The organism is Polaribacter tangerinus (genome assembly GCF_038024095.1).
Taxonomy (GTDB): domain Bacteria; phylum Bacteroidota; class Bacteroidia; order Flavobacteriales; family Flavobacteriaceae; genus Polaribacter; species Polaribacter tangerinus.
On sequence record NZ_CP150668.1, the window covers coordinates 1,559,411 to 1,578,015 of the forward strand.

General features: G+C 31.9%; 19 protein-coding genes, 1 tRNA gene and 1 pseudogene. 8 read left to right on the forward strand and 13 right to left on the reverse strand.

Features of this window, described 5'->3' with window-relative positions; genetic code table 11:
• Positions 1 to 13: 13 nt before the first annotated feature.
• The gene (locus WHD54_RS06845) at positions 14 to 598 is read right to left on the reverse strand and encodes a HupE/UreJ family protein (RefSeq protein WP_088324152.1); all 585 of its coding nucleotides are present in this window, start codon (positions 596 to 598) and stop codon (positions 14 to 16) included.
• Positions 599 to 774: 176 nt separating this feature from the next.
• Between WHD54_RS06845 and WHD54_RS06850 the strand changes: the two genes are divergently transcribed.
• Together WHD54_RS06850 and WHD54_RS06855 are read left to right on the forward strand one after the other, a co-directional pair.
• Positions 775 to 2,079 carry a sugar MFS transporter gene (locus tag WHD54_RS06850; protein WP_088324151.1) on the forward strand — a complete coding sequence of 435 codons (1,305 nt, stop codon included), beginning with the start codon at positions 775 to 777 and terminating at the stop codon, positions 2,077 to 2,079.
• Positions 2,080 to 2,253: 174 nt separating this feature from the next.
• Positions 2,254 to 2,706 (forward strand): annotated as a pseudogene (locus tag WHD54_RS06855) (SDR family NAD(P)-dependent oxidoreductase); the annotation flags it as partial.
• Positions 2,707 to 2,736: 30 nt separating this feature from the next.
• Here the strand turns inward: WHD54_RS06855 and WHD54_RS06860 are convergent.
• The gene (locus WHD54_RS06860) at positions 2,737 to 3,774 is read right to left on the reverse strand and encodes a LacI family DNA-binding transcriptional regulator (protein ID WP_088324150.1); all 1,038 of its coding nucleotides are present in this window, start codon (positions 3,772 to 3,774) and stop codon (positions 2,737 to 2,739) included.
• A gap of 156 nt (positions 3,775 to 3,930) precedes the next feature.
• Here WHD54_RS06860 and WHD54_RS06865 point away from each other — a divergent pair, with 156 nt between their 5' ends.
• The 3 genes from WHD54_RS06865 to WHD54_RS06875 all read left to right on the forward strand — a co-directional run bounded on the left by WHD54_RS06865 (position 3,931) and on the right by WHD54_RS06875 (position 6,604).
• A complete protein-coding gene (locus WHD54_RS06865) occupies positions 3,931 to 4,977 on the forward strand; it encodes a sugar kinase (protein WP_088324149.1) in 1,047 nt (348 codons plus the stop codon).
• Between the two features lie 59 nt (positions 4,978 to 5,036).
• The gene (locus WHD54_RS06870) at positions 5,037 to 5,702 is read left to right on the forward strand and encodes a bifunctional 4-hydroxy-2-oxoglutarate aldolase/2-dehydro-3-deoxy-phosphogluconate aldolase (protein WP_088324148.1); all 666 of its coding nucleotides are present in this window, start codon (positions 5,037 to 5,039) and stop codon (positions 5,700 to 5,702) included.
• A gap of 92 nt (positions 5,703 to 5,794) precedes the next feature.
• Positions 5,795 to 6,604 (forward strand): DMT family transporter, encoded by an 810-nt coding sequence (locus WHD54_RS06875; RefSeq protein ID WP_088324147.1) that lies wholly within the window; start codon positions 5,795 to 5,797, stop codon positions 6,602 to 6,604.
• Positions 6,605 to 6,762: 158 nt separating this feature from the next.
• Here WHD54_RS06875 and WHD54_RS06880 read toward each other — a convergent pair whose 3' ends face one another.
• The 6 genes from WHD54_RS06880 to WHD54_RS06905 all read right to left on the reverse strand — a co-directional run bounded on the left by WHD54_RS06880 (position 6,763) and on the right by WHD54_RS06905 (position 11,821).
• Positions 6,763 to 6,939 (reverse strand): hypothetical protein, encoded by a 177-nt coding sequence (locus WHD54_RS06880; RefSeq protein WP_198943157.1) that lies wholly within the window; start codon positions 6,937 to 6,939, stop codon positions 6,763 to 6,765.
• Positions 6,940 to 6,963: 24 nt separating this feature from the next.
• Positions 6,964 to 8,895, reverse strand: a complete 1,932-nt coding sequence (locus WHD54_RS06885) for a T9SS type A sorting domain-containing protein (RefSeq protein WP_088324146.1) — start codon at positions 8,893 to 8,895, stop codon at positions 6,964 to 6,966.
• 51 nt (positions 8,896 to 8,946) lie between these two features.
• Positions 8,947 to 9,795, reverse strand: coding sequence for an IS3 family transposase (locus tag WHD54_RS06890; protein WP_340767760.1), 849 nt, complete (start codon positions 9,793 to 9,795; stop codon positions 8,947 to 8,949).
• Complete coding sequence (locus tag WHD54_RS06895; protein WP_340766635.1) at positions 9,741 to 10,199, reverse strand: helix-turn-helix domain-containing protein; 459 nt, start codon at positions 10,197 to 10,199, stop codon at positions 9,741 to 9,743. The genes WHD54_RS06890 and WHD54_RS06895 overlap by 55 nt, the downstream gene beginning before the upstream one ends.
• A 41-nt stretch (positions 10,200 to 10,240) precedes the next feature.
• Complete coding sequence (locus tag WHD54_RS06900) at positions 10,241 to 10,903, reverse strand: hypothetical protein (protein WP_088324641.1); 663 nt, start codon at positions 10,901 to 10,903, stop codon at positions 10,241 to 10,243.
• Positions 10,904 to 11,739: 836 nt separating this feature from the next.
• Positions 11,740 to 11,821 (reverse strand) — tRNA-Leu (locus WHD54_RS06905).
• 128 nt (positions 11,822 to 11,949) lie between these two features.
• On the opposite strand from WHD54_RS06905, the gene WHD54_RS06910 reads away from it, so the two are divergent.
• The 3 genes from WHD54_RS06910 (at position 11,950) to pth (ending at position 14,273) form a co-directional block, all read left to right on the forward strand.
• A complete protein-coding gene (locus WHD54_RS06910) occupies positions 11,950 to 12,891 on the forward strand; it encodes a ribose-phosphate pyrophosphokinase (protein ID WP_088324640.1) in 942 nt (313 codons plus the stop codon).
• Between the two features lie 63 nt (positions 12,892 to 12,954).
• Complete coding sequence (locus WHD54_RS06915; protein WP_088324639.1) at positions 12,955 to 13,560, forward strand: 50S ribosomal protein L25/general stress protein Ctc; 606 nt, start codon at positions 12,955 to 12,957, stop codon at positions 13,558 to 13,560.
• Between the two features lie 146 nt (positions 13,561 to 13,706).
• Positions 13,707 to 14,273: an aminoacyl-tRNA hydrolase gene (pth, locus tag WHD54_RS06920; protein ID WP_088324638.1), complete on the forward strand. Its 567-nt coding sequence runs from the start codon at positions 13,707 to 13,709 to the stop codon at positions 14,271 to 14,273.
• 82 nt (positions 14,274 to 14,355) lie between these two features.
• On the opposite strand, the gene WHD54_RS06925 is transcribed toward pth, so the two are convergent.
• From WHD54_RS06925 to gmk, 5 genes are all read right to left on the reverse strand, one after another.
• Complete coding sequence (locus WHD54_RS06925; protein WP_088324653.1) at positions 14,356 to 14,805, reverse strand: 6-pyruvoyl trahydropterin synthase family protein; 450 nt, start codon at positions 14,803 to 14,805, stop codon at positions 14,356 to 14,358.
• Positions 14,806 to 14,966: 161 nt separating this feature from the next.
• Complete coding sequence (locus WHD54_RS06930; RefSeq protein ID WP_088324637.1) at positions 14,967 to 16,466, reverse strand: GH3 auxin-responsive promoter family protein; 1,500 nt, start codon at positions 16,464 to 16,466, stop codon at positions 14,967 to 14,969.
• Positions 16,466 to 17,332 (reverse strand): M23 family metallopeptidase, encoded by an 867-nt coding sequence (locus WHD54_RS06935; protein ID WP_088324636.1) that lies wholly within the window; start codon positions 17,330 to 17,332, stop codon positions 16,466 to 16,468. The genes WHD54_RS06930 and WHD54_RS06935 overlap by 1 nt, the downstream gene beginning before the upstream one ends.
• 47 nt (positions 17,333 to 17,379) lie before the next feature.
• A complete protein-coding gene (nadD, locus tag WHD54_RS06940) occupies positions 17,380 to 17,964 on the reverse strand; it encodes a nicotinate (nicotinamide) nucleotide adenylyltransferase (protein WP_088324635.1) in 585 nt (194 codons plus the stop codon).
• Positions 17,965 to 18,012: 48 nt separating this feature from the next.
• Positions 18,013 to 18,600: a guanylate kinase gene (gmk, locus tag WHD54_RS06945; protein ID WP_088324634.1), complete on the reverse strand. Its 588-nt coding sequence runs from the start codon at positions 18,598 to 18,600 to the stop codon at positions 18,013 to 18,015.
• Positions 18,601 to 18,605 lie beyond the last annotated feature (5 nt).

Genomic DNA, 18,605 nt, shown 5'->3' on the forward strand with positions numbered 1-18,605 from the left:
AAAGTTATAGATACTAAACCCAAAACACACGGTCTAGCATCATTTGAATGGCAAAACCGATTACAATAGAAGAGCAAACTAATATCCAATCTCTGCGCGTAACCTTAAAAAAGTTTTGTAATAAAGTACCAATTATTAAAATTCCTACAACAATTATTATTTGTGCGGCTTCAATACCTAGCGCAAACTCTAATAAAGGAAAAATTTTGTCTTCTTCTTTACCAACCATCATTTTAAAATAGTTAGAAAAACCAAGACCGTGAACAAGGCCAAAAAAGAGGGCAAAAATAAGGTTGGTATTTTCCTTTCCTAAAGAAGATTTTTTTGCTGTTATTACATTAATTACCCCAGTTATAAAAATAGTTAAAGGTATTAGAAACTCTATTAAGTTACTGTTTACTTTTAAGATTCCAAAAGCAGATAAAGCCAATGTAACAGAATGCCCGACTGTAAAAAGAGTAACCAACCAAAGGACTTTTTTCCATTGATTAAAACTAAAAACAACAGCCAGTACAATTAAAAATAAAATGTGGTCATAGGCGCTAAAATCTAATACGTGATTCAAGCCCATTTTAAAATATAGTATAAATTCTTCCATTTTTTTTCGTTGATTTTCAAAGATATTAAAAAGATTAAAAGTTTACTACCTTTTTCGACCATGAATTTTTAGAAAACGTTAATGGTTAATTTCTAGGCATATTTAAATTAAATTTTTTGTTAAAGAGGTCTGTGTTTTTTTTGTAATTTTAGAAATTCAACTTTAAAAAAACAAAAATGCAGTTAAGTAAAAATAGCGTTGCCATTCTAATTATAGCCGGTTTATTTTTTATTTTTGGTTTTGTAACTTGGATAAACGGAGCATTAATTCCGTTTATGAAAACGATTAACGAGTTAACAGAGTCTCAGTCTTATTTAGTAGCATCTGCTTCCTATATTTCTTTTGTTGTAATGGCTTTACCAGCTTCTGCCATTTTACAAAAAATAGGCTATAAGAAAGGGATGTCTTTAGGTTTATTTATTATGGCAATTGGCGCGTTAATTTTTATATCAGCAGCTTCTGCAAGGACTTATTGGGTATTTTTAGCTGGTATTTTTATACAAGGCTTAGGCATGACTATTTTACAAACTGCTTCTAACCCTTATATAACTATTTTAGGCCCTATAGAAAGTGGTGCAAAGCGAATTGCCATTATGGGAATAGCAAATAAAATGGCAGGCGCCTTAGGGTCTTTAATTTTTGGGGCTTTATTATTGTCTGGCATCGATGAAACCAAACAAAAATTAGCTACTGCATCAATATCAGAAAAAAATGTTCTTTTAGATACCATGGCAAATAGTGTTTACATACCTTACATTGTAATGGCAATAGTATTATTTTTATTGGCATATTTTATTCGAAAAGCTCCTTTGCCAGAGGTAGAGGCAACAACAGTCGAAGAGCAAGAAAAAGGACAAACAGTAAAAACAAGTATTTTTCAATTTTCAAATTTATGGTTGGGTGTTTTGGCACTTTTTGTTTATGTTGGTGCAGAGGTTATAGCGGGAGATACTATTATTTCTTATGGTATTTCTCTAGGATTTACAGGAGAGGAAGCAAAATATTTTACTACTTACACACTTTTGGCAATGGTGTTTACTTATGCGTTGGGTGTTTTTTTAATTCCTAAATATGTTCGTCAAAAAACAGCTTTAATTGCAAGTGCCATATTAGGCATTCTGTTAAGCGTTTGTATTATAAATACTACGGGTTTTATTTCAGTTGTTTTTGTGGCTGCCTTGGGAGTTGCAAACGCTTTGGTTTGGCCAGCAGTTTGGCCATTAACATTAGATGGATTGGGTAAATTTACCAAAAAAGCTTCTGCACTATTAGTAATGGCTATTTCTGGCGGAGCTATAATTCCTCCTTTATATGGTAGAATGGTAGATACGAATACACAAAAATTAATAGCAAATGGTGTTTCAGATACTACTGCTTTATCAACCGCAGCAAATAATAGTTATTATATTTTAATACCTTGTTATGTTATTATTTTATTTTTTGCAGTCTATGGCCATAAGATAAAAAGTTGGCGAGTGTAGGTAACTTACTATCAGTTTTTTTGTGAAATTAAATAAAAACCAATGTTAAATGTTTCACTAGGAGGTATTTTATTGTACACTTTTAGGTTAAAATAATGTAATCGGTATTATTGTAAGTTACTTTCTATTAAAATATTATTTTTTTGACTATTTTTATTAAAAACTTATAAACTTACAGCATTTTACAGAGGTGTAATGGCTTTAAATTTAGACTCTACTTTTTTTGTTTCTAGGGCAGCGATACCTTACTTAAAGAAAAGTGACTATGCTTCAATTATTAACTATACATCAAATGCGGGATGGAATGCAGGTGGCCCAGGTGCAGGAATTTATGGAACTTCTAAAGCAGGAGTTCATGCAATTACAAGAGCATTGGCAAAAGATTTAGCCGAGTATGGTATTCGAGTAAATGCTGTTTCTCCAGGAACTATAGATACGCCGTTTCATGCTCAAATTAAATCTACTAAACCAGAAGTATTTGCTTCTTGGGCAAATAATATTATGCTTGGAAGATTAGGGCAGCCTAAAGATGTTGCAGGAGTTGTTTCTTTTTTAGCAAGTGAAGATGCAGCTTTTTTAACTGCAGAAACTATACAAGTAGGTGGCGGACAAGCATTAGGAATATAAAAAGTGAATACAAATAAAGAAAGAGCCTCTCTACATAGTAAGAGAGGTTTTTTTATTGGATGAAGCTCTAATGATAAGTGTAGCCTCTAAAATTTGTTTGTTCAAATCTTGCTGAACAATTTTCTTTTTGGCATGTCTTAAAAATGTTTCGGCAGCCAATTTTCCAATAGTTTCACTATGCTGATTAATACTCGAAATTCTTGGAGTAACCATATCTGTAAAAGGTTCGTTTCCAAAGCCAACTAATGCGATATCTTCTGGTACCTTTATATTCTTTTCCTTCAATATTTGTAAAGCACCCAAAGCAGCATAATCACCAGCAACATAAACAGCGTCTGGTTTATCTTTTAATCTTAAAAGTTGTAACATTTTTTTTCTACCGTCTTCTATAGTTAAACCGCTTTCTGTAAGAAGTTCCGAATCTAAAGGTAAATTGTATTTTTTAAGAGCATCTATATATCCACGTATTCTGTTATTATAAATTCTTGTATGCTTAAACCCACCTATATGGGCAATTCTTTTACAGCCTTCACTTACAAGATGAGACACTATTAACATGCTGCTGTTGTAATCGTCTATCCCAATATAATCTACATTTAAATTATTTTCACCTCTATCAAAAAGAATTAAGGGTATGCCTTTCGATTTAATTTTTTCAAAATACGATAAATCTGTAGTTTCATTTGCCATTGAAGCTATAATACCATCAACTTGAGTAAATAAAAGAGTATCTATATTAGCACACTCTTTCTGATATGATTCGTTAGAATGAGTAATAATTATTTGGTACCCTTTTTTATTTAAAACTTCTTCAATTTTCTGAATTATAGAAGAAAAAAAATGACTATTTGTACGGGGTACAATTACGCCTACTAATTTGGATTTTCCACTTCGCAAAGCACTAGCTAGATGGTTTGGTTGGTAATTTAGGTTTTCTGCAACTTGTTTTACTGCTTTTTTTGTTTTATCGCTAATTCTAGAGTCGTTATGAAGTGCTTTAGAAACAGCAGCTGCAGAAATGTTTAAAACGTTGGCAATATCTTTTATGGTAGTTTTCTTTTTATTCATAAATAAATTTATTATGTTTGCTTAAACGTTTAAACAAATGTAGTGTGTTTGTTTTTAGAATCAAAATTTTAATCAACTATTAAGATTTTGATTTTATTTTCAAAAACTGCTTAAACGTTTAACCAAATAAAGTTTAATATTTAAAAAAAAGCAACAATGGGTAAAGTAGTAACATTCGGAGAAATCATGTTAAGATTAGCTCCTCAAGGATTTTTAAGATTTTCACAAGCAAATAATTTTGATGTAATTTATGGTGGGGGAGAGTCTAATGTGGCCGTTTCACTAGCAAATTACGGAGTATCAGTAGACTTTGTAACGCGTTTACCAAAAAATGACATTGGAGAGTGCGCCATGATGGAAATGAGAAAACGTGGCGTTAATGTAGATAAGATAGTTTGGGGTGGAGATCGATTAGGAATTTATTTCTTAGAAACCGGTGCGGTATCTCGTGGTTCTAAGGTAGTTTATGATAGAGCACATTCTGCAATTGCTGAAATAGCGTCTGGTATGATAGATTGGGACAGCGTTTTTGAGGGTGTAGAATGGTTTCATTGGACTGGTATTACCCCAGCAATTTCTCAAGGAGCAGCAGATGTTTGTTTAGAGGCTCTAAAAGTAGCTAGTAAGAAAGGAATTACTATATCTACAGATTTAAATTACAGAGCAAAATTATGGAAATATTGTGATGCAGCTCATAGAGAAAAAATAATGACAGAGCTTACATCTTACTGCGATATTGTATTAGGTAATGAAGAAGATGCAGAGATGCATTTTGGAATAAAACCAGCAGGAATATCAGTACAAACAGAGGGGCATAATGTAAAAGCAGAAGCTTTTTTATCTGTTTGTGAACAGATGATGAAAAAATTTCCTCGTGCTAAAAAAGTAATTACAACTTTAAGAGGATCTATATCTGCTTCTCATAATACATGGGCTGGTGTTTTATATGATGGTAAACAATTGCTTCAAACTCGTCAATACCAAATTACAGATATTGTAGATAGAGTCGGTGGAGGAGATTCGTTTATGGGAGGTTTAATTTATGGATTGTTAAAGTACCCAGACAATGATCAGAATGCTTTAGATTTTGCCGTAGCTGCATCTGCATTAAAGCATACTATTAAAGGAGACGCCAATTTAGTAACCGTAGCAGAGGTTGAAAAATTAATGGGTGGAGATGCTTCTGGAAGAGTTGCGAGATAGCAACTATTTTATATTGAAGTAAGCGAACTACATATAATAATTAGTAAAAAAATAAAAAAATGGCACAGTATTCAAGATTAGAAGTTGCGCAAGTAATGAAAGATTCCGGAATGGTACCTTTGTTTTACCACAGTGATTTAGAAGTGAGTAAAAAGGTACTAACATCATGTTATAAAGGAGGAGCAAGATTGCTTGAATTTACAGCAAGAGGAGATTTTGCGCACGAAGTATTTAGAGAACTCGTTAAATATGTTACTAAAGAACTACCTGGTATGATTATGGGCGTTGGTTCTGTAACAGATGCAGCGGCAGCATCTAGGTTTATGGCTTTAGGAGCTAATTTTATTGTAACTCCTGTTTTAAGAGAAGATATAGCAATTGTTTGTAATCGAAGAAAAGTATTATGGTCTCCTGGTTGTGGTACTTTAACAGAAATTGCTCGAGCAGAAGAATTGGGATGTGAAATTGTAAAATTATTTCCTGGAGATATTTACGGCCCTCAATTTGTTAAAGGTATAAAAGGACCTCAACCATGGACAAGCATTATGCCAACAGGAGGAGTTTCTCCCACAAAAGAAAATTTAGAAGGATGGTTTAAGGCAGGTGTAACTTGTGTGGGTATGGGTTCTAAATTAATGGCAAAAGACAGTCATGGAAACTTTGACTACCAAAAAATTGAAGAAGCCACTAAAAATGCATTGGCAATTATTAAATCTTTAAGATAACAAGTATCTTTATAAAAAAAATAAGCCCTTCAATTGTTTTTTGGAGGGCTTATTGTTTTAGATAATATGAAAAGTAATTCTGCAATTTTTATATGATATTAAGTGTTTTAGCATTTGCTATTATGAATGCAATTGTTAAATATCTGAGTACTTTTAATGTATATCAAATTGTTTTTTTTAGAACTATTGGTACACTATGCTTTACCATTCCTATAGTTATTAAAAATAAAATTCCTTTTTTCGGAACTCATAAAAAACTCTTGCTATTAAGAGGTTTAATAGGAGTAATTTCTTTAACTTGTTTTTTTGAATCTTTACATTATTTAGCTGTTGGTACTGCTGTTTCTTTGCGTTACACTGCTCCAATTTTTGCAGCATTTTTTGCTTTTATTTTTTTAAAAGAAAAAATTAAACCAGTGCAATGGCTCCTTTTTATATTGGCATTTATAGGGGTATTAATTATTAAGGGTTTTGGTAAAAATGTAAACTCTATAGGTTTAGTTTTAGTGTTAACTTCTGCATTTTTTATGGGTTTAATTTTTGTTGTAATTCGTAAAATCGGTTTAAAAGAACATCCGTTGGTAATTATCAATTATTTTATGATTATGGCTTTTGTTTTTGGAGGATTTATGTGTTTAGGTAATTGGAACGCACCCAATGGTATTGAGTGGTTATTATTGTTAAGTTTAGGTGTTTTTGGTTATATAGGTCAGTTGTATATGACAAAGGCATTTCAAGTTGGTAAAACTGCTACTGTAGCCCCTTTAAAGTATTTAGAAGTTATTTTTACTCTTTTAATAGGAGTATTTTGGTTTCAAGATATATACACAATCTTTACATTACTTGGTATACTTCTAATACTACTTAGTTTATTTTATAATATTTATGCAAGCAAAAAATAGTTTGAAATTATTAGTAAAAATTTGGTAACCTTATGTTACATTAACTATTTTAAAAAATCGTGAAACGATACTATTAGTAGTATAATCTAGAAAATATAAAAAAACCTCAATAAACTTGTGTTTATTGAGGTTTTTTGTGTAATATATTTATTAAAACGCTAAAAACCAACACCAGGGTCTGCCGGACTTTGTGCTTGAGCTTTCTGAGGGTTTAAAATCATATAAGTACCAAGTGCTGTTAAAGCGGCGTATTTACCGTAATTACCAATTTTTTTGATAGCGTCTTTTCTTGAAATTGTTTCTTTATGGTTTGTTTTATTTTCGTTTGATTTCATGAGTATGTTTTTAATATCTTACAATTATTCAATTATTATTTTCTTGTTCCAAGATCCATTTTCGGTGGTAATTTTTACCAAGTAAATACCCTTAGCAACTTTTGGTAGTGAAATTTCTTTAGTACCATTTGCAATGAAGTTTGTATTTACAAGTTGTTTACCAAGAATATTAAATAATTTGAAATTTGTGTTGGTTTTTTCTAAGCCAGCCACTCTTAAAGTAGTATTATCTGCTTTATAAATAGAAATAGTATTTAATAGGCTATTGTTTTTTGTACTTAAAGATTTTTGTGAGGTATGTAAAAAGAATCTTCCAGTACCATTTAATTTTTCTTTAGAACTAGTTTTATAGCTAGAGTTATTTACGTTTATTTCTGTAAACGTATTTAACAATCTATCTTCTATAAAAAGCTTAGTGCCACTTGGTAAATTTGCCGAATTTGCCGAAATAGTAATTTCTTTATTCGCGTCAGAAACGATTCCAATAGGTATTTCGTATGCGTTTATTTCATCTAAAGGTAAAGATTGAATAGATAATTTTTTATGTTTGTTTTCTTCAGCTAAATCTGTGTAAATTGCCAGTGAGTATTCTTTACCACCAAAAAGAGATGCATCATATCCATTGTCAAAACTTTTTGTTGTTCCGGCTATAAAATATAATTTAGTTTGGTGTACCATATTTTCTTGAGATACATTTATAGTAACCAATGCTTTATTATTTTCAGTTTTAAGAAAACTATCGGATTGATGACTTTGATTAGAAGTATTAAATTCAATCTTATTAGAGGCTGCTGTACCAGAACTAACAAAAAAGCCCTGGCCAGGAGCAATTTCAAAACTAGCATCTGTACCCATCATTTTTTGTACATATCCTCCCATATTTGAGCCATTTTTATTTTCATCCCAAATCCAAATTGTATTTTCAGAAAGCCTATTAGTAGCGCTATTGTCTGAGAAAAAATCTCCTAAATTAATATATGCAGTAAAAGGATTTCCAATAAAATTAAAGCTATTAGCTCCATTTACTGAAATTGGAGTTTCTACTTTTCCAGATGTATAAGTCCCGGTAAAACTTAATTCACTTCCACTAGCATTGATATCTAATTTTACAATTAGCCCAGTACCACTATCTATAGCATCTGTACTAGTTGTTGTAAAATAGGTCCAGTCTGTACCGTCATTTTTATAGATACCTACACCAATTCTTCCACTCACAGAACCGCTAGCAAAAGAGTTATTTGCTTGTAAAGTTGTTAGGTTTTCGCCAGAAACAGGTGGTGATACAGCGTACCAGGCAGATGTTAAATTATTATCTTTAGTTAATGTTCTTTTGTAGGTAATATTACCTGTAACTGTGCCTGTTGCAATTAAAGAACCACCATTTTCTATCATTAATGTTTTGCCTGTTAGAGTAATGTTTTCTGCTTTAGCACCTGTATTAGTGTTTATAATTGGATCTAATCCGTTTGATATAGTTGTAACCTCACCTTCTACAGGAACAAAACCTAAGCTCCAATTGGTGTTGGTTGCCCAATCATTGGTAATACCCAACCATTCGTTTGGTTCTGTTGGATTTGTAACGCCATAATTTATTTCTGTATTTAACTGGAAGTTTTTAAAATATTCTCTATTTATTTTAGAACTAGTACCAGTAAGTTGCCAGTTAGGAAACGATCCACTTCCTTTTGAGGCAGCAATCCAATCATTAGTGCTATGTCCTGTTTTTGTTCCTTGTCTGAAGAAAAAACTAAGATCTGAAGTACTGTCATGGTTTACAATTGTTGCACTTGTAGTGGTTTTAAATTCTGCAGAATTGTCAACAACATTATTTGCGTTATCTGTAGTACTATAAAGTTGTGCAAAGATTGTTTGCCCGTAGCCAAACTCCCCTTGGTCGGAGCTGTTGGTATGTATTATACTGATATAGGTTGACTTTTTTTTTACACGTTCAAACAATTTTTTTCAGCCTTTAAAGAGGTAAAAAAATAATTTGAACTAATTAAGTTATTAGATCTTTATTTCAGGTAAATTTACATTATTTTTTCGATATGATTTGTATTTGATATTAGGGTTGAGATGCACTTCTGCCGGATTTCTTAACGCTAGACTATAATGCAACCTTAAATTGTTGTAGATGTGTACAGCTTGTTTAGTCATTTTTTGGGCTAAATGGGTGTTTTTAATGGTTTGTTTTAACCCATATTCATATTTAAGAGTTCTATTGATACGTTCGGCAACTGCATTTTCATACGGATCGTATTGCTCAGTCATACTCATTGTGATTCCGTTACTTTCAGCAAAATCAGTGTATTTAGGATTACAGTACTGAAAACCTCTATCGGAATGATGTACAAGCTTTTTATTGGGATATTTTCTATTTTTAATAGCCATAGCAAGCGCGTCCTTACAAAGCGATGTTTTCATATGATTGTCGATTTTATAGCCCATAATTTGCTTAGAATAAGCATCTGTAACTAAGGCTAAATAGTTGTGCCCGTTTTCGGTTTTAATGTATGTGATATCGCTTACCCAAAGTTGTTCAGGACGATTAGGAACGTGGTCTTTCACTAGGTTTTTATATTTCTTATACATATGGTTAGAGTTTGTTGTGGTGATGTAATTTTTGCGTTTAGGAATCAGTAAGTTATTGCTTCTTAGAAATCGATAGAACTTGTCTCTTCCCATTTTAATATCCGCATTAATGAAGTCTTTTTTGAGGGCATGGTATAGTTTTACACCACCAGTTTTAGATCCTACAGATTTGCGATAATCCTTAACCATTTTGATTAGCTTTTGTTGGTCTATTTGTTGTTTTTGTTGTGTTTTGAGTCTTTTGTAGAAAGCTTGTTTACTAATCCCAAAACACTCATAGAACCACTTTCTTTTAAACGGTTTTTCTTTTTTTGTTCTATCTCTTTTGCTAATGTTTTGGGCAATGACTTTTTTGACATATCGACTCCTGTAATGAGTTCCATATCTGCAATAATATCTTGCTGAAAGTCCTTTACAAACTCTAGTTCTTCAATTTTTTCCTTAAGTTTTTTAATTTGATCGTTTTTGCTCATACCTATGTTTTGTTGCACTAAGGTACTATATTTTCTCAACCAATAAGTAATTGTTGTTCTAGGAATATCATATTTTTTAGAAGCAGCACTTCTAGATAATTGTCCGTTTAAGATTTGGTCAACGACTAAAAGTTTGGTTTCTAGAGTTGCTTTTTGGTAGCTTTTTTTTAGCCAGTGTTCATTTTTTGTTTTCATAAGTGACTGTAATTAATGGTTTAATTTTTAGTCAACCTATTTCAGGAAAGTACCGTATCAAAATCGTCATCATCTAAATAAGACACAGAGTCATACAAAACCCAATTTTGTGTAATATGATCTCCTGTAGCGTCTATAATACCGTCTTGCGGACTGGTATCTATATTTCTTGCATCAGGATTTGCGTCGGAAGTAATTAACATATATGTTGCACTTGGGTCTAAAAAGTTACCATCGTAACCAATATCTGGTGTTTTTGTACTAGTGTTAGACGAGCTGGATCCGGTGACATCATTACCAGTTAGTTCTATGGTAATAACAGTAGCATCTGTTGAGATAAAAGTACTGTAAGGATTGTTGGTTTTTACATTGGTATTTTCATCGGTGTAATTACAAACCACAGCAACTATACCATTTGTTCCAAAAGTTCTGTTACCATCGCCTAATTGTAGAGCTTCGTCTACTTTACCCATATTCGTTTTTCCTGACTCCCCATCTCCTTCAATAGAAATAAGGTATAAATTTGAAGGGATTATAGCACCTTTCGGACCTCTAATTTCTATATATTCATTGGTTAAATCATCACCACTTGGGTTTACTATAAGTTTGTTGATGTAGTACCCTTTCCCTGTGGGAATATTGTCGAATGTTTGTGCTAGGGTTGTGCATGAAATTAATAATAATACAAGTAAAAGTTTCTTCATAATAAAGTGTTTTTGGGGATAGATTTTTTTTTTATTTAAACTCTAAACATAAAATTTGTTGGATGTTTAAAGTTACTCGTTTTAGAGAATAAAAATGTACAGAATAGGGGTAATAAAAGTTCGTTATTTAGGGGTTAGGCCTTTTTTATCATCGAATTTTCTTTAAAGTTTGGTTAAGTACTTTTATTTTATTGAAACTTCATTTGATATATCTTTAGATATATTTTTAATGTATTTATCACATTTTCTTCGAAATTCTAATGTTTTTTAATAGTTTGTTTACCTAATTTTTTTTAATTTAAGATAAAACATTATAGGTGTACAAAAATTAAGAAGTAAACTGATTGAACAATTTAATTCATTCATAAAAAATCTTGTTGCTTTTAATAGTTTTTTTGATTTTAAGTATGTTGTAGATTCTACTTTTTTTAATTTCTAAAGAACATAGATTTGAAATAAAGGGAAAGCCTTTATTTTGAGACCTTACATAAGAATGATTTCCACATATTATTATCTACAAAAGATATTAAAGCTTAGTTATCGTATAATCTGTATCTAATATTTCTTAAGATCCTATTTGAAAAAAAGAATATTTTCAAATTACTTTAACGCATTAAGAAAGATGAGAAGCAAAAAATATTATATCGTTAAGTGTTGCATTTCTAAAAAGAGAATTATTGGGTTCGATTTTCCCTAAAAAAATTTTGAATTTGAAAAATAAAAAGTTCGAACCGCAGGTATCAATCCGATATTACTTGAAATTTCCAGTATAAATAAGGGTTTTAGAGGAAATAAAAAACGGGATACATCAAAAAATGATGATGTATCCCGTTTAGTACTCAAGGTGGGAATCGAACCCACACTCCCGAAAGAACTGGATTTTGAATCCAGCGCGTCTACCAATTCCGCCACTTGAGCAAGTCTTTTTAAGAACCCTGCAAATGTATTAAAATATTTTATTTTAAACTCATAAAATAAATTCCAAACTAAATAAATAATTTCTACTTTTGTTAGCTCACAACAACAACACAAAAATAATTTACTAAATGCCTACAAATCAATTAGCCCCAAAACTTTTTGCCTGCAGACAAAGCACTGTTTTAGCAGAAAAAATTGCCAAAGAATACAATACAACTTTAGGAAAAGTTAAGACAACTTATTTTAGCGACGGCGAGTTTCAACCTGCTTTTGAAGAGTCAGTTCGTGGAAGACGTGTTTTTATAATTGGTTCTACGTTTCCGAATGCAGACAATTTAATGGAAATGCTGTTAATGTTAGACGCTGCAAAAAGAGCTTCTGCAAGACACATAACCGCTGTTATGCCATACTTTGGTTGGGCAAGACAAGATAGAAAAGACCAACCAAGAGTAGCTATTGGAGCCAAACTTGTAGCCAACTTACTACAATCTGCTGGCGCAACAAGAATAATGACAATGGATTTGCATGCAGATCAAATACAAGGCTTTTTCGAAAAACCAGTAGATCACTTATTTGCCTCCACAATTTTTATGCCTTACATAAAAAGCCTAAACTTAAAAAATTTAACAATAGCTTCTCCAGATATGGGTGGCTCCAAAAGAGCGTATGCTTATTCTAAACACCTACATTCGGATGTAGTTATATGTTACAAACAACGAAAAAAAGCCAATGTTATTTCTCATATGGAGCTTATTGGAGATGTAAAAGGCAAGAATGTAATTTTGGTAGATGACATGATAGATACCGGAGGAACTTTAGCTCATGCTGCTAACTTAATGATGGAAAGAGGAGCAGAAAGTGTACGTGCTATTTGTACGCACCCAATTCTTTCTGGCGGAGCATATGATAAAATAGAAAACTCGGGGTTAACAGAACTAATAGTTTCAGATACAATTCCTTTAAAAAAGGAGACATCTAAAATAAAAGTTGTATCTTGCGCGCCATTATTTGCGGATGTTATGCATAAAGTACAAGATAACACCTCAATTAGTGGACAATTTTTAATGTAACCGTTCATTAAAAACGCTTTTAAAATTAGCGTTTATGAACACAATTAATTTAAACAAAAAGTAATGAAATCAATTACAATTAAAGGATCAAAAAGAGAAAGCGTGGGCAAAGTAGCTACTAAAGCCTTACGTAATGCTGGAATGGTTCCTTGCGTTATTTACGGAGGAGAACAACCAATACACTTTTCAGCACCAGAATTAGCATTTAAGAAGTTGGTATACACTCCAAACGTATATACTGCAACAATTGATGTTGATGGACAGAAAGTACACACAATTTTACAAGACATTCAGTTTCACCCAGTATCTGATAAAATTTTACACGTAGATTTTTACCAGTTATTCGAAGACAAAGAAATTACAATGAACATTCCTGTAAAATTAACAGGTACTTCACCAGGGGTATTAAATGGAGGTTCTTTACGTTTTACAAACCGTAAATTAAGAGTAAAAGCATTACCAGCTAACTTACCAGATTATATTTCTGCAGATATTTCTAAATTAAAAATAGGAAGCAAATTAGTAGTAACCTCTTTATTTAATGAGTCTTACACAATTATGCACCCAGATAACACTGTAGTTGTTCAAGTTAGAACTTCTCGTAACGCAACAGTTACAGAAGATGAAGATGATGAAGAAGAAACTACAGAAGCTGCTGCAGCGGAATAGATAGTGCATACTTCAAAATAAATAAAAACGCGTTACACTACTGTAACGCGTTTTTCTATTTAAAAATTATTTCTTCTTACTTTTGATGATGAAATATATAAAGAATTTTATTCAGTTGAACTCTTTTGAGCTCTAAATAAAAAGAAATGAAAAAATTACTAATTGTTGGTTTAGGAAATATCGGTGCAGAATACACCAATACACGTCATAATATTGGGTTTAAAATTTTAGATGAATTGGCTAATGAGCATTCTACTACATTTACTACAGATAAATTAGGAGACGTGGCTACTTTTAGAAATAAAGGAAAAATGTTTGTGTTATTAAAGCCGAGTACTTACATGAATTTAAGTGGTAAGGCAGTAAAATATTGGATGGATAAAGAAAAAATTGCCCTAGAAAATATTTTAATAGTTACCGATGATGTAAATATCGATTTTGGAGTTATCAGAATTAAGGCAAAAGGTTCTGCTGGCGGTCATAATGGGTTAAAAGACATTCAAGAAAAGTTACACACGCAACAATATGCCCGTTTTAGATTTGGTGTTGGCGGAAATTATTCTAGAGGAAAACAAGTAGACTATGTTCTGGGAGAATGGAACAAAGAAGAAAATAGTGCATTTATAGAGCGTTTGCCTACTGCTGCTAAAGCCATTGTTTCTTTTGGAGTTGCAGGTTTGGCAAATACTATGAACACTTTTAATGGTAAGTAAAAGGTGATAAATAATTAATACAAAAAGGCAAAATATACACGTATATTTTGCCTTTTTTTAAACTCTTTTAGATACCATAAACCTAATTTTCACTAGCATACCACTCTGCAAAGCTAGAGTCTGTTTCTTGAAGTTTTATGCTATGAAGTTTTATGTTTTCTGGAAGCCTGTTTTTTATTTTATTAGCAAAATCAATAACCATCATTTCACTTGTAGGTTGGTAATCTACTAATAAAACATGATGCTCTCTAGCCATCAATTCTTTGGCTAACTCTATATGAGGTGTATTTTTATTAAACACAGTAGCATGATCAAAAACATCTACAATTTCTTCATTAACAATTTTTTTTAAATCGCCAAAATCTATTACCATACCGTATTTTACATGGTTGGTATCTGCAATAGGTTTACCAGAAACGGTTACAGAAAGTTTGTAAGAGTGCCCGTGTACATTTTTACATTTTCCGTCGTACCCATATAAAGCATGGCCTGTTTCGAAGTTGAATTTTTTTGTAATTCTAATTGTGCTCATATTTTTTTTATTCATGCGATAAAATAGTGCTTTTTAGTACATTAAAAAACACTGATTAATTTTTAACGACGCTTGTTTCTAAATTTGTTATAATAATATACAATTACCAAAGCTATTGCTAGTAGTATAAATAAATAATCTCCTCCCATACTATATTTCTTTTATTCTTTAACTATAAAGTTTTCTAATACTGACGCTATCTTTCTATTGTCCGACAATTGCGGAATTTTATTTTGTCCGCCAAATTTACCAATAGATTTCATATATTCATGAAATCCACCTTTTTTTACCTTACGAATTATTAGAGGTCTTAATATTTTTCCTTCTATTAAGTCGAAATAATAAATATTTTGTGCTTGCATGGCAGCGTCTACTTTTGTGGCAAATTCTGTTAAGTTTTCGGGTGCTGTTTCAAACTCTATAAACCACTCATGATAAGGAAGTCCTGTTTTGGGGTTTACTTCGGGAGCCACTGTAAATTCGCTAATATTTATTGAGGTTCCTTTTATAGCGTCGTTTAATGCTTTTTCTACTTCTTTACCAATTACATGTTCGCCAAAGGCAGATATAAAGTGTTTTATTCTACCAGTAACTTTAATTCGGTATGGTTTTGTAGACGTAAACTCTACGGTATCGCCAATATTATATCCCCAAAGACCAGCAGTTGTATTTAAAATAATTACGTAGTTAACGCCAATTTTTACGTCTTTTAGTGATATTCTTGTTGGGTTTTCTTCAAAAAATTCATCAGCAGGAATAAATTCATAAAAAATACCAGAATTTAACTGTAGCAACATTCCCTTTTCTTTTTGTGAATCTTGGTATGCAATAAAGCCCTCTGATGCCGGATATAATTCTATGTAATCTATTTTTTTACCAATTAAACTTTCAAATTTATTTTTATAAGGCTCAAAGTTTACGCCCCCATAAATAAAGAAGTTAAAGTTCGGAAATAGTTCGGCGATAGGTTTTCCTGTTTTTTCAATTAACTTTTCGAAGTACATTTGTACCCAAGAAGGAATACCGCTTATTACAGACATGTTTTCATTTACTGTTTCCTCGACAATAGCATTTACCTTGGTGTCCCAATCTTCTATACAGTTTGTTTCCCAGCTAGGTAAGCGGTTTTTCATTAGGTAGTTAGGTACATAATGTGCTGCAATTCCGCTTAATCTACCTAATTTTACTCCGTTTTTATCTTCTAGAACTGGGCTTCCTTGTAAAAATATCATTTTTCCGTTTACAAAGCTAGCGTCGTTTTTTTCTACAATATAAAAAAGCAAGGCATCTTTGGCAGCTTTTATATGCGTTGGCATAGATTCTTTAGTAATAGGAATGTATTTAGCCCCTGAAGTTGTGCCAGATGTTTTTGCAAAATAAAGCGGTTTTCCTGGCCACAAAACATCTTTTTCTCCTGCAACCACTCTGTCTACATAATTGCGTAAACCCTCGTAATCAGAAATATTTACTTGTTTTTTAAAATCTTCATAATTTTTGATTGTATTAAAATTATGGTCTTTTCCAAAAGCAGTTTTACTTCCTTTAGCAATTAAATTTTTAAATACTTTTTCTTGTGTTGCATGGGGTTTTTTTGCCCATTTGTACACTTTTTTTGTTACAAATTTGGCAAAAGGAATGGCAAAAAAAGATTTGATACTCATTATTTAAAATCTATAAAGTTTGTAGGGTTTACAGCATAACCGCCGTTCCATAGTTCGAAATGTAAGTGAGGGCCAGTAGTAAGCTCTCCAGTAGAGCCTACACTAGCAATTACTTCGCCAGACTTTACTAAGTCTCCTTGTTGTTTTAATAGGTTTCCGTTATGCTTGTAAACAGAAATAAAGTTATTGGTATGTTTTAGTAGGATAGTGTAGCCAGTTTCTGCACTCCAACCAGCAAAAATTACGGTACCATCGGCAACTGCTTTTATTGGGGTACCAGTTTTGGCTACTATATCTACTGCAAAATGTTTGGCACTAGAGTCGAAATCTTGAGAAATAGTTCCCGATAATGGCGAAAAAAACACCACTTTTAGATTGTTTAAATTACTATTTGTAATGGCAAATCTGTTTTCTCTTTCTACCTTTTCTCTAAAAATAGAATCTTCTCTAGAAGCATCTAATTCGCTTTCATCTATAGTAAGTTGTTGTGCCTCGAGCTGTAACGAGTCTATGTTTTCTGAGGTAATTTCTCCCGTTAAAACAGGTTTTAGTGCTTTGGTGTAGTTTTCGAGTATTGCCAATTTTATTTTTAAAGAATCGGCTTCGAAAGTAAGCTTTACCGCGTCTGCTTTTAGTTTTGATGAGGCATAGCCAGGTATGTATTCTTTAATGGGTGTAAATGCAATTAAAATAGTGGTTGCGATGATTAAAATAATTGAAAAAGCACCCCCAAAAACCACCACATTTAAGCGAGAAAGCTTTAAAGAAAAGCGTTCTTCAAAAGTGTTTTCGTTTAAAACAACTAACCGATATTTATCGGTTAATTTTTGTTTTAAGTTACTTTTTTTTGGATTTTTAGTCGCCACAAAATTTTAATTTAAGATTACAAATATACAACGAAATAATACGCTTTCTATTTTCTATAAAAGTTCATTTCATCAATATAATTCCAAACTTCTTTGGTTACTAAGGGCTTTATATTTTTACCACTTTGTATGCTTTTTCTTATTAGCGTAGATGAAATTTCTATGATTGGTGCCTCTATTTTGTGAATTTTTTTATGGTTGTTAAAGCGTGAAGCTGTTTTACCATCTGCAATTCTTGGGTATACATAAATTTCGTGATTTTCTAAAATTACTTCATAGTTTTTCCATTTATGAAAACTCTTAAGGTTATCTTCTCCCATGATTAAACAAAACTCATGATTTTTGTAAACATCACTTATATGAGCCAATGTATGCACTGTGTAATTTGGTTGTGGCAGCTTAAACTCTATGTCTGATGGTTGTAACTTTTCGTATCCTTCTGTTGCTAGGTAAACAAGTTCTAGTCTGTGATGATTTTCTAGTAGAGAGCTCTTTTTTTTAAACGGATTGTGTGGTGTTACAAGCATCCATATTTCGTCTAAATCTGAGTTTTCTACCATATGGTTAGCAATAATTAAGTGCCCAATATGAATGGGATTGAAAGTGCCAAAAAACAACCCTATTTTACTCATTTTTTATACTTTAGTAATTATATAATACAACACGTATTATTTTTGTGTTTATTTTTCTTTTAATCCTATAAAATTACCCACCAATTCTTCTGCTTCTTGTAAAGCATCTTCTAAAATATAGTTTTTTATAATTTTGTCGAACTGAGGTGCCGTTGCTAGCTCTACCGAAGCTTTTGCAATACGCATATTTATTTTTTCTTCACTTTCTGTTTTTCGCTTTTTCAAACGTATTTTTAGCTCATCTACACTTGGTGGTTTCACAAAAACAGACAATGTTTCTTCCGGAAATTTCTTTTTTATTCTGAGTCCGCCAGCTACATCAATATCAAAAATTACATGTTTTTTTTGAGCCCAAATACGTGCTACTTCACTTTTTAAAGTACCGTAGAAATTATCTCTGTATACTTCTTCCCACTCTAAAAATTCATCACTTTTAATTTTGTTTTTAAAGGTTTTTAAATCTATAAAATAGTAGTCGACACCGTCTTTTTCTTCGCCTCTTGGAGCTCTAGAAGTGGCTGAAATAGAAAATTCTAAATTAAATTTTTTGTTGTTTAGTAAGTGTCTAACAATAGTGGTTTTTCCGGAGCCAGAGGGCGCAGAAAACACAAATAATTTTCCTTTAAAGTCTGACATAAATA

What these genes read in the sequence shown, in the direction of transcription:
- nadD (WP_088324635.1), bottom strand. Translation starts at nt 17,964, where the DNA reads ATGAGTAAAATAGGGTTGTTTTTTGGCACTTTCAATCCCATTCATATT.
- WHD54_RS06845 (WP_088324152.1), bottom strand. Translation starts at nt 598, where the DNA reads ATGGAAGAATTTATACTATATTTTAAAATGGGCTTGAATCACGTATTA.
- WHD54_RS06865 (WP_088324149.1), top strand. Translation starts at nt 3,931, where the DNA reads ATGGGTAAAGTAGTAACATTCGGAGAAATCATGTTAAGATTAGCTCCT.
- WHD54_RS06870 (WP_088324148.1), top strand. Translation starts at nt 5,037, where the DNA reads ATGGCACAGTATTCAAGATTAGAAGTTGCGCAAGTAATGAAAGATTCC.
- WHD54_RS06860 (WP_088324150.1), bottom strand. Translation starts at nt 3,774, where the DNA reads ATGAATAAAAAGAAAACTACCATAAAAGATATTGCCAACGTTTTAAAC.
- WHD54_RS06925 (WP_088324653.1), bottom strand. Translation starts at nt 14,805, where the DNA reads ATGAGCACAATTAGAATTACAAAAAAATTCAACTTCGAAACAGGCCAT.
- WHD54_RS06850 (WP_088324151.1), top strand. Translation starts at nt 775, where the DNA reads ATGCAGTTAAGTAAAAATAGCGTTGCCATTCTAATTATAGCCGGTTTA.
- WHD54_RS06895 (WP_340766635.1), bottom strand. Translation starts at nt 10,199, where the DNA reads ATGAAAACAAAAAATGAACACTGGCTAAAAAAAAGCTACCAAAAAGCA.
- pth (WP_088324638.1), top strand. Translation starts at nt 13,707, where the DNA reads ATGAAAAAATTACTAATTGTTGGTTTAGGAAATATCGGTGCAGAATAC.
- gmk (WP_088324634.1), bottom strand. Translation starts at nt 18,600, where the DNA reads ATGTCAGACTTTAAAGGAAAATTATTTGTGTTTTCTGCGCCCTCTGGC.
- WHD54_RS06910 (WP_088324640.1), top strand. Translation starts at nt 11,950, where the DNA reads ATGCCTACAAATCAATTAGCCCCAAAACTTTTTGCCTGCAGACAAAGC.
- WHD54_RS06930 (WP_088324637.1), bottom strand. Translation starts at nt 16,466, where the DNA reads ATGAGTATCAAATCTTTTTTTGCCATTCCTTTTGCCAAATTTGTAACA.
- WHD54_RS06915 (WP_088324639.1), top strand. Translation starts at nt 12,955, where the DNA reads ATGAAATCAATTACAATTAAAGGATCAAAAAGAGAAAGCGTGGGCAAA.
- WHD54_RS06880 (WP_198943157.1), bottom strand. Translation starts at nt 6,939, where the DNA reads ATGAAATCAAACGAAAATAAAACAAACCATAAAGAAACAATTTCAAGA.
- WHD54_RS06900 (WP_088324641.1), bottom strand. Translation starts at nt 10,903, where the DNA reads ATGAAGAAACTTTTACTTGTATTATTATTAATTTCATGCACAACCCTA.
- WHD54_RS06875 (WP_088324147.1), top strand. Translation starts at nt 5,795, where the DNA reads ATGATATTAAGTGTTTTAGCATTTGCTATTATGAATGCAATTGTTAAA.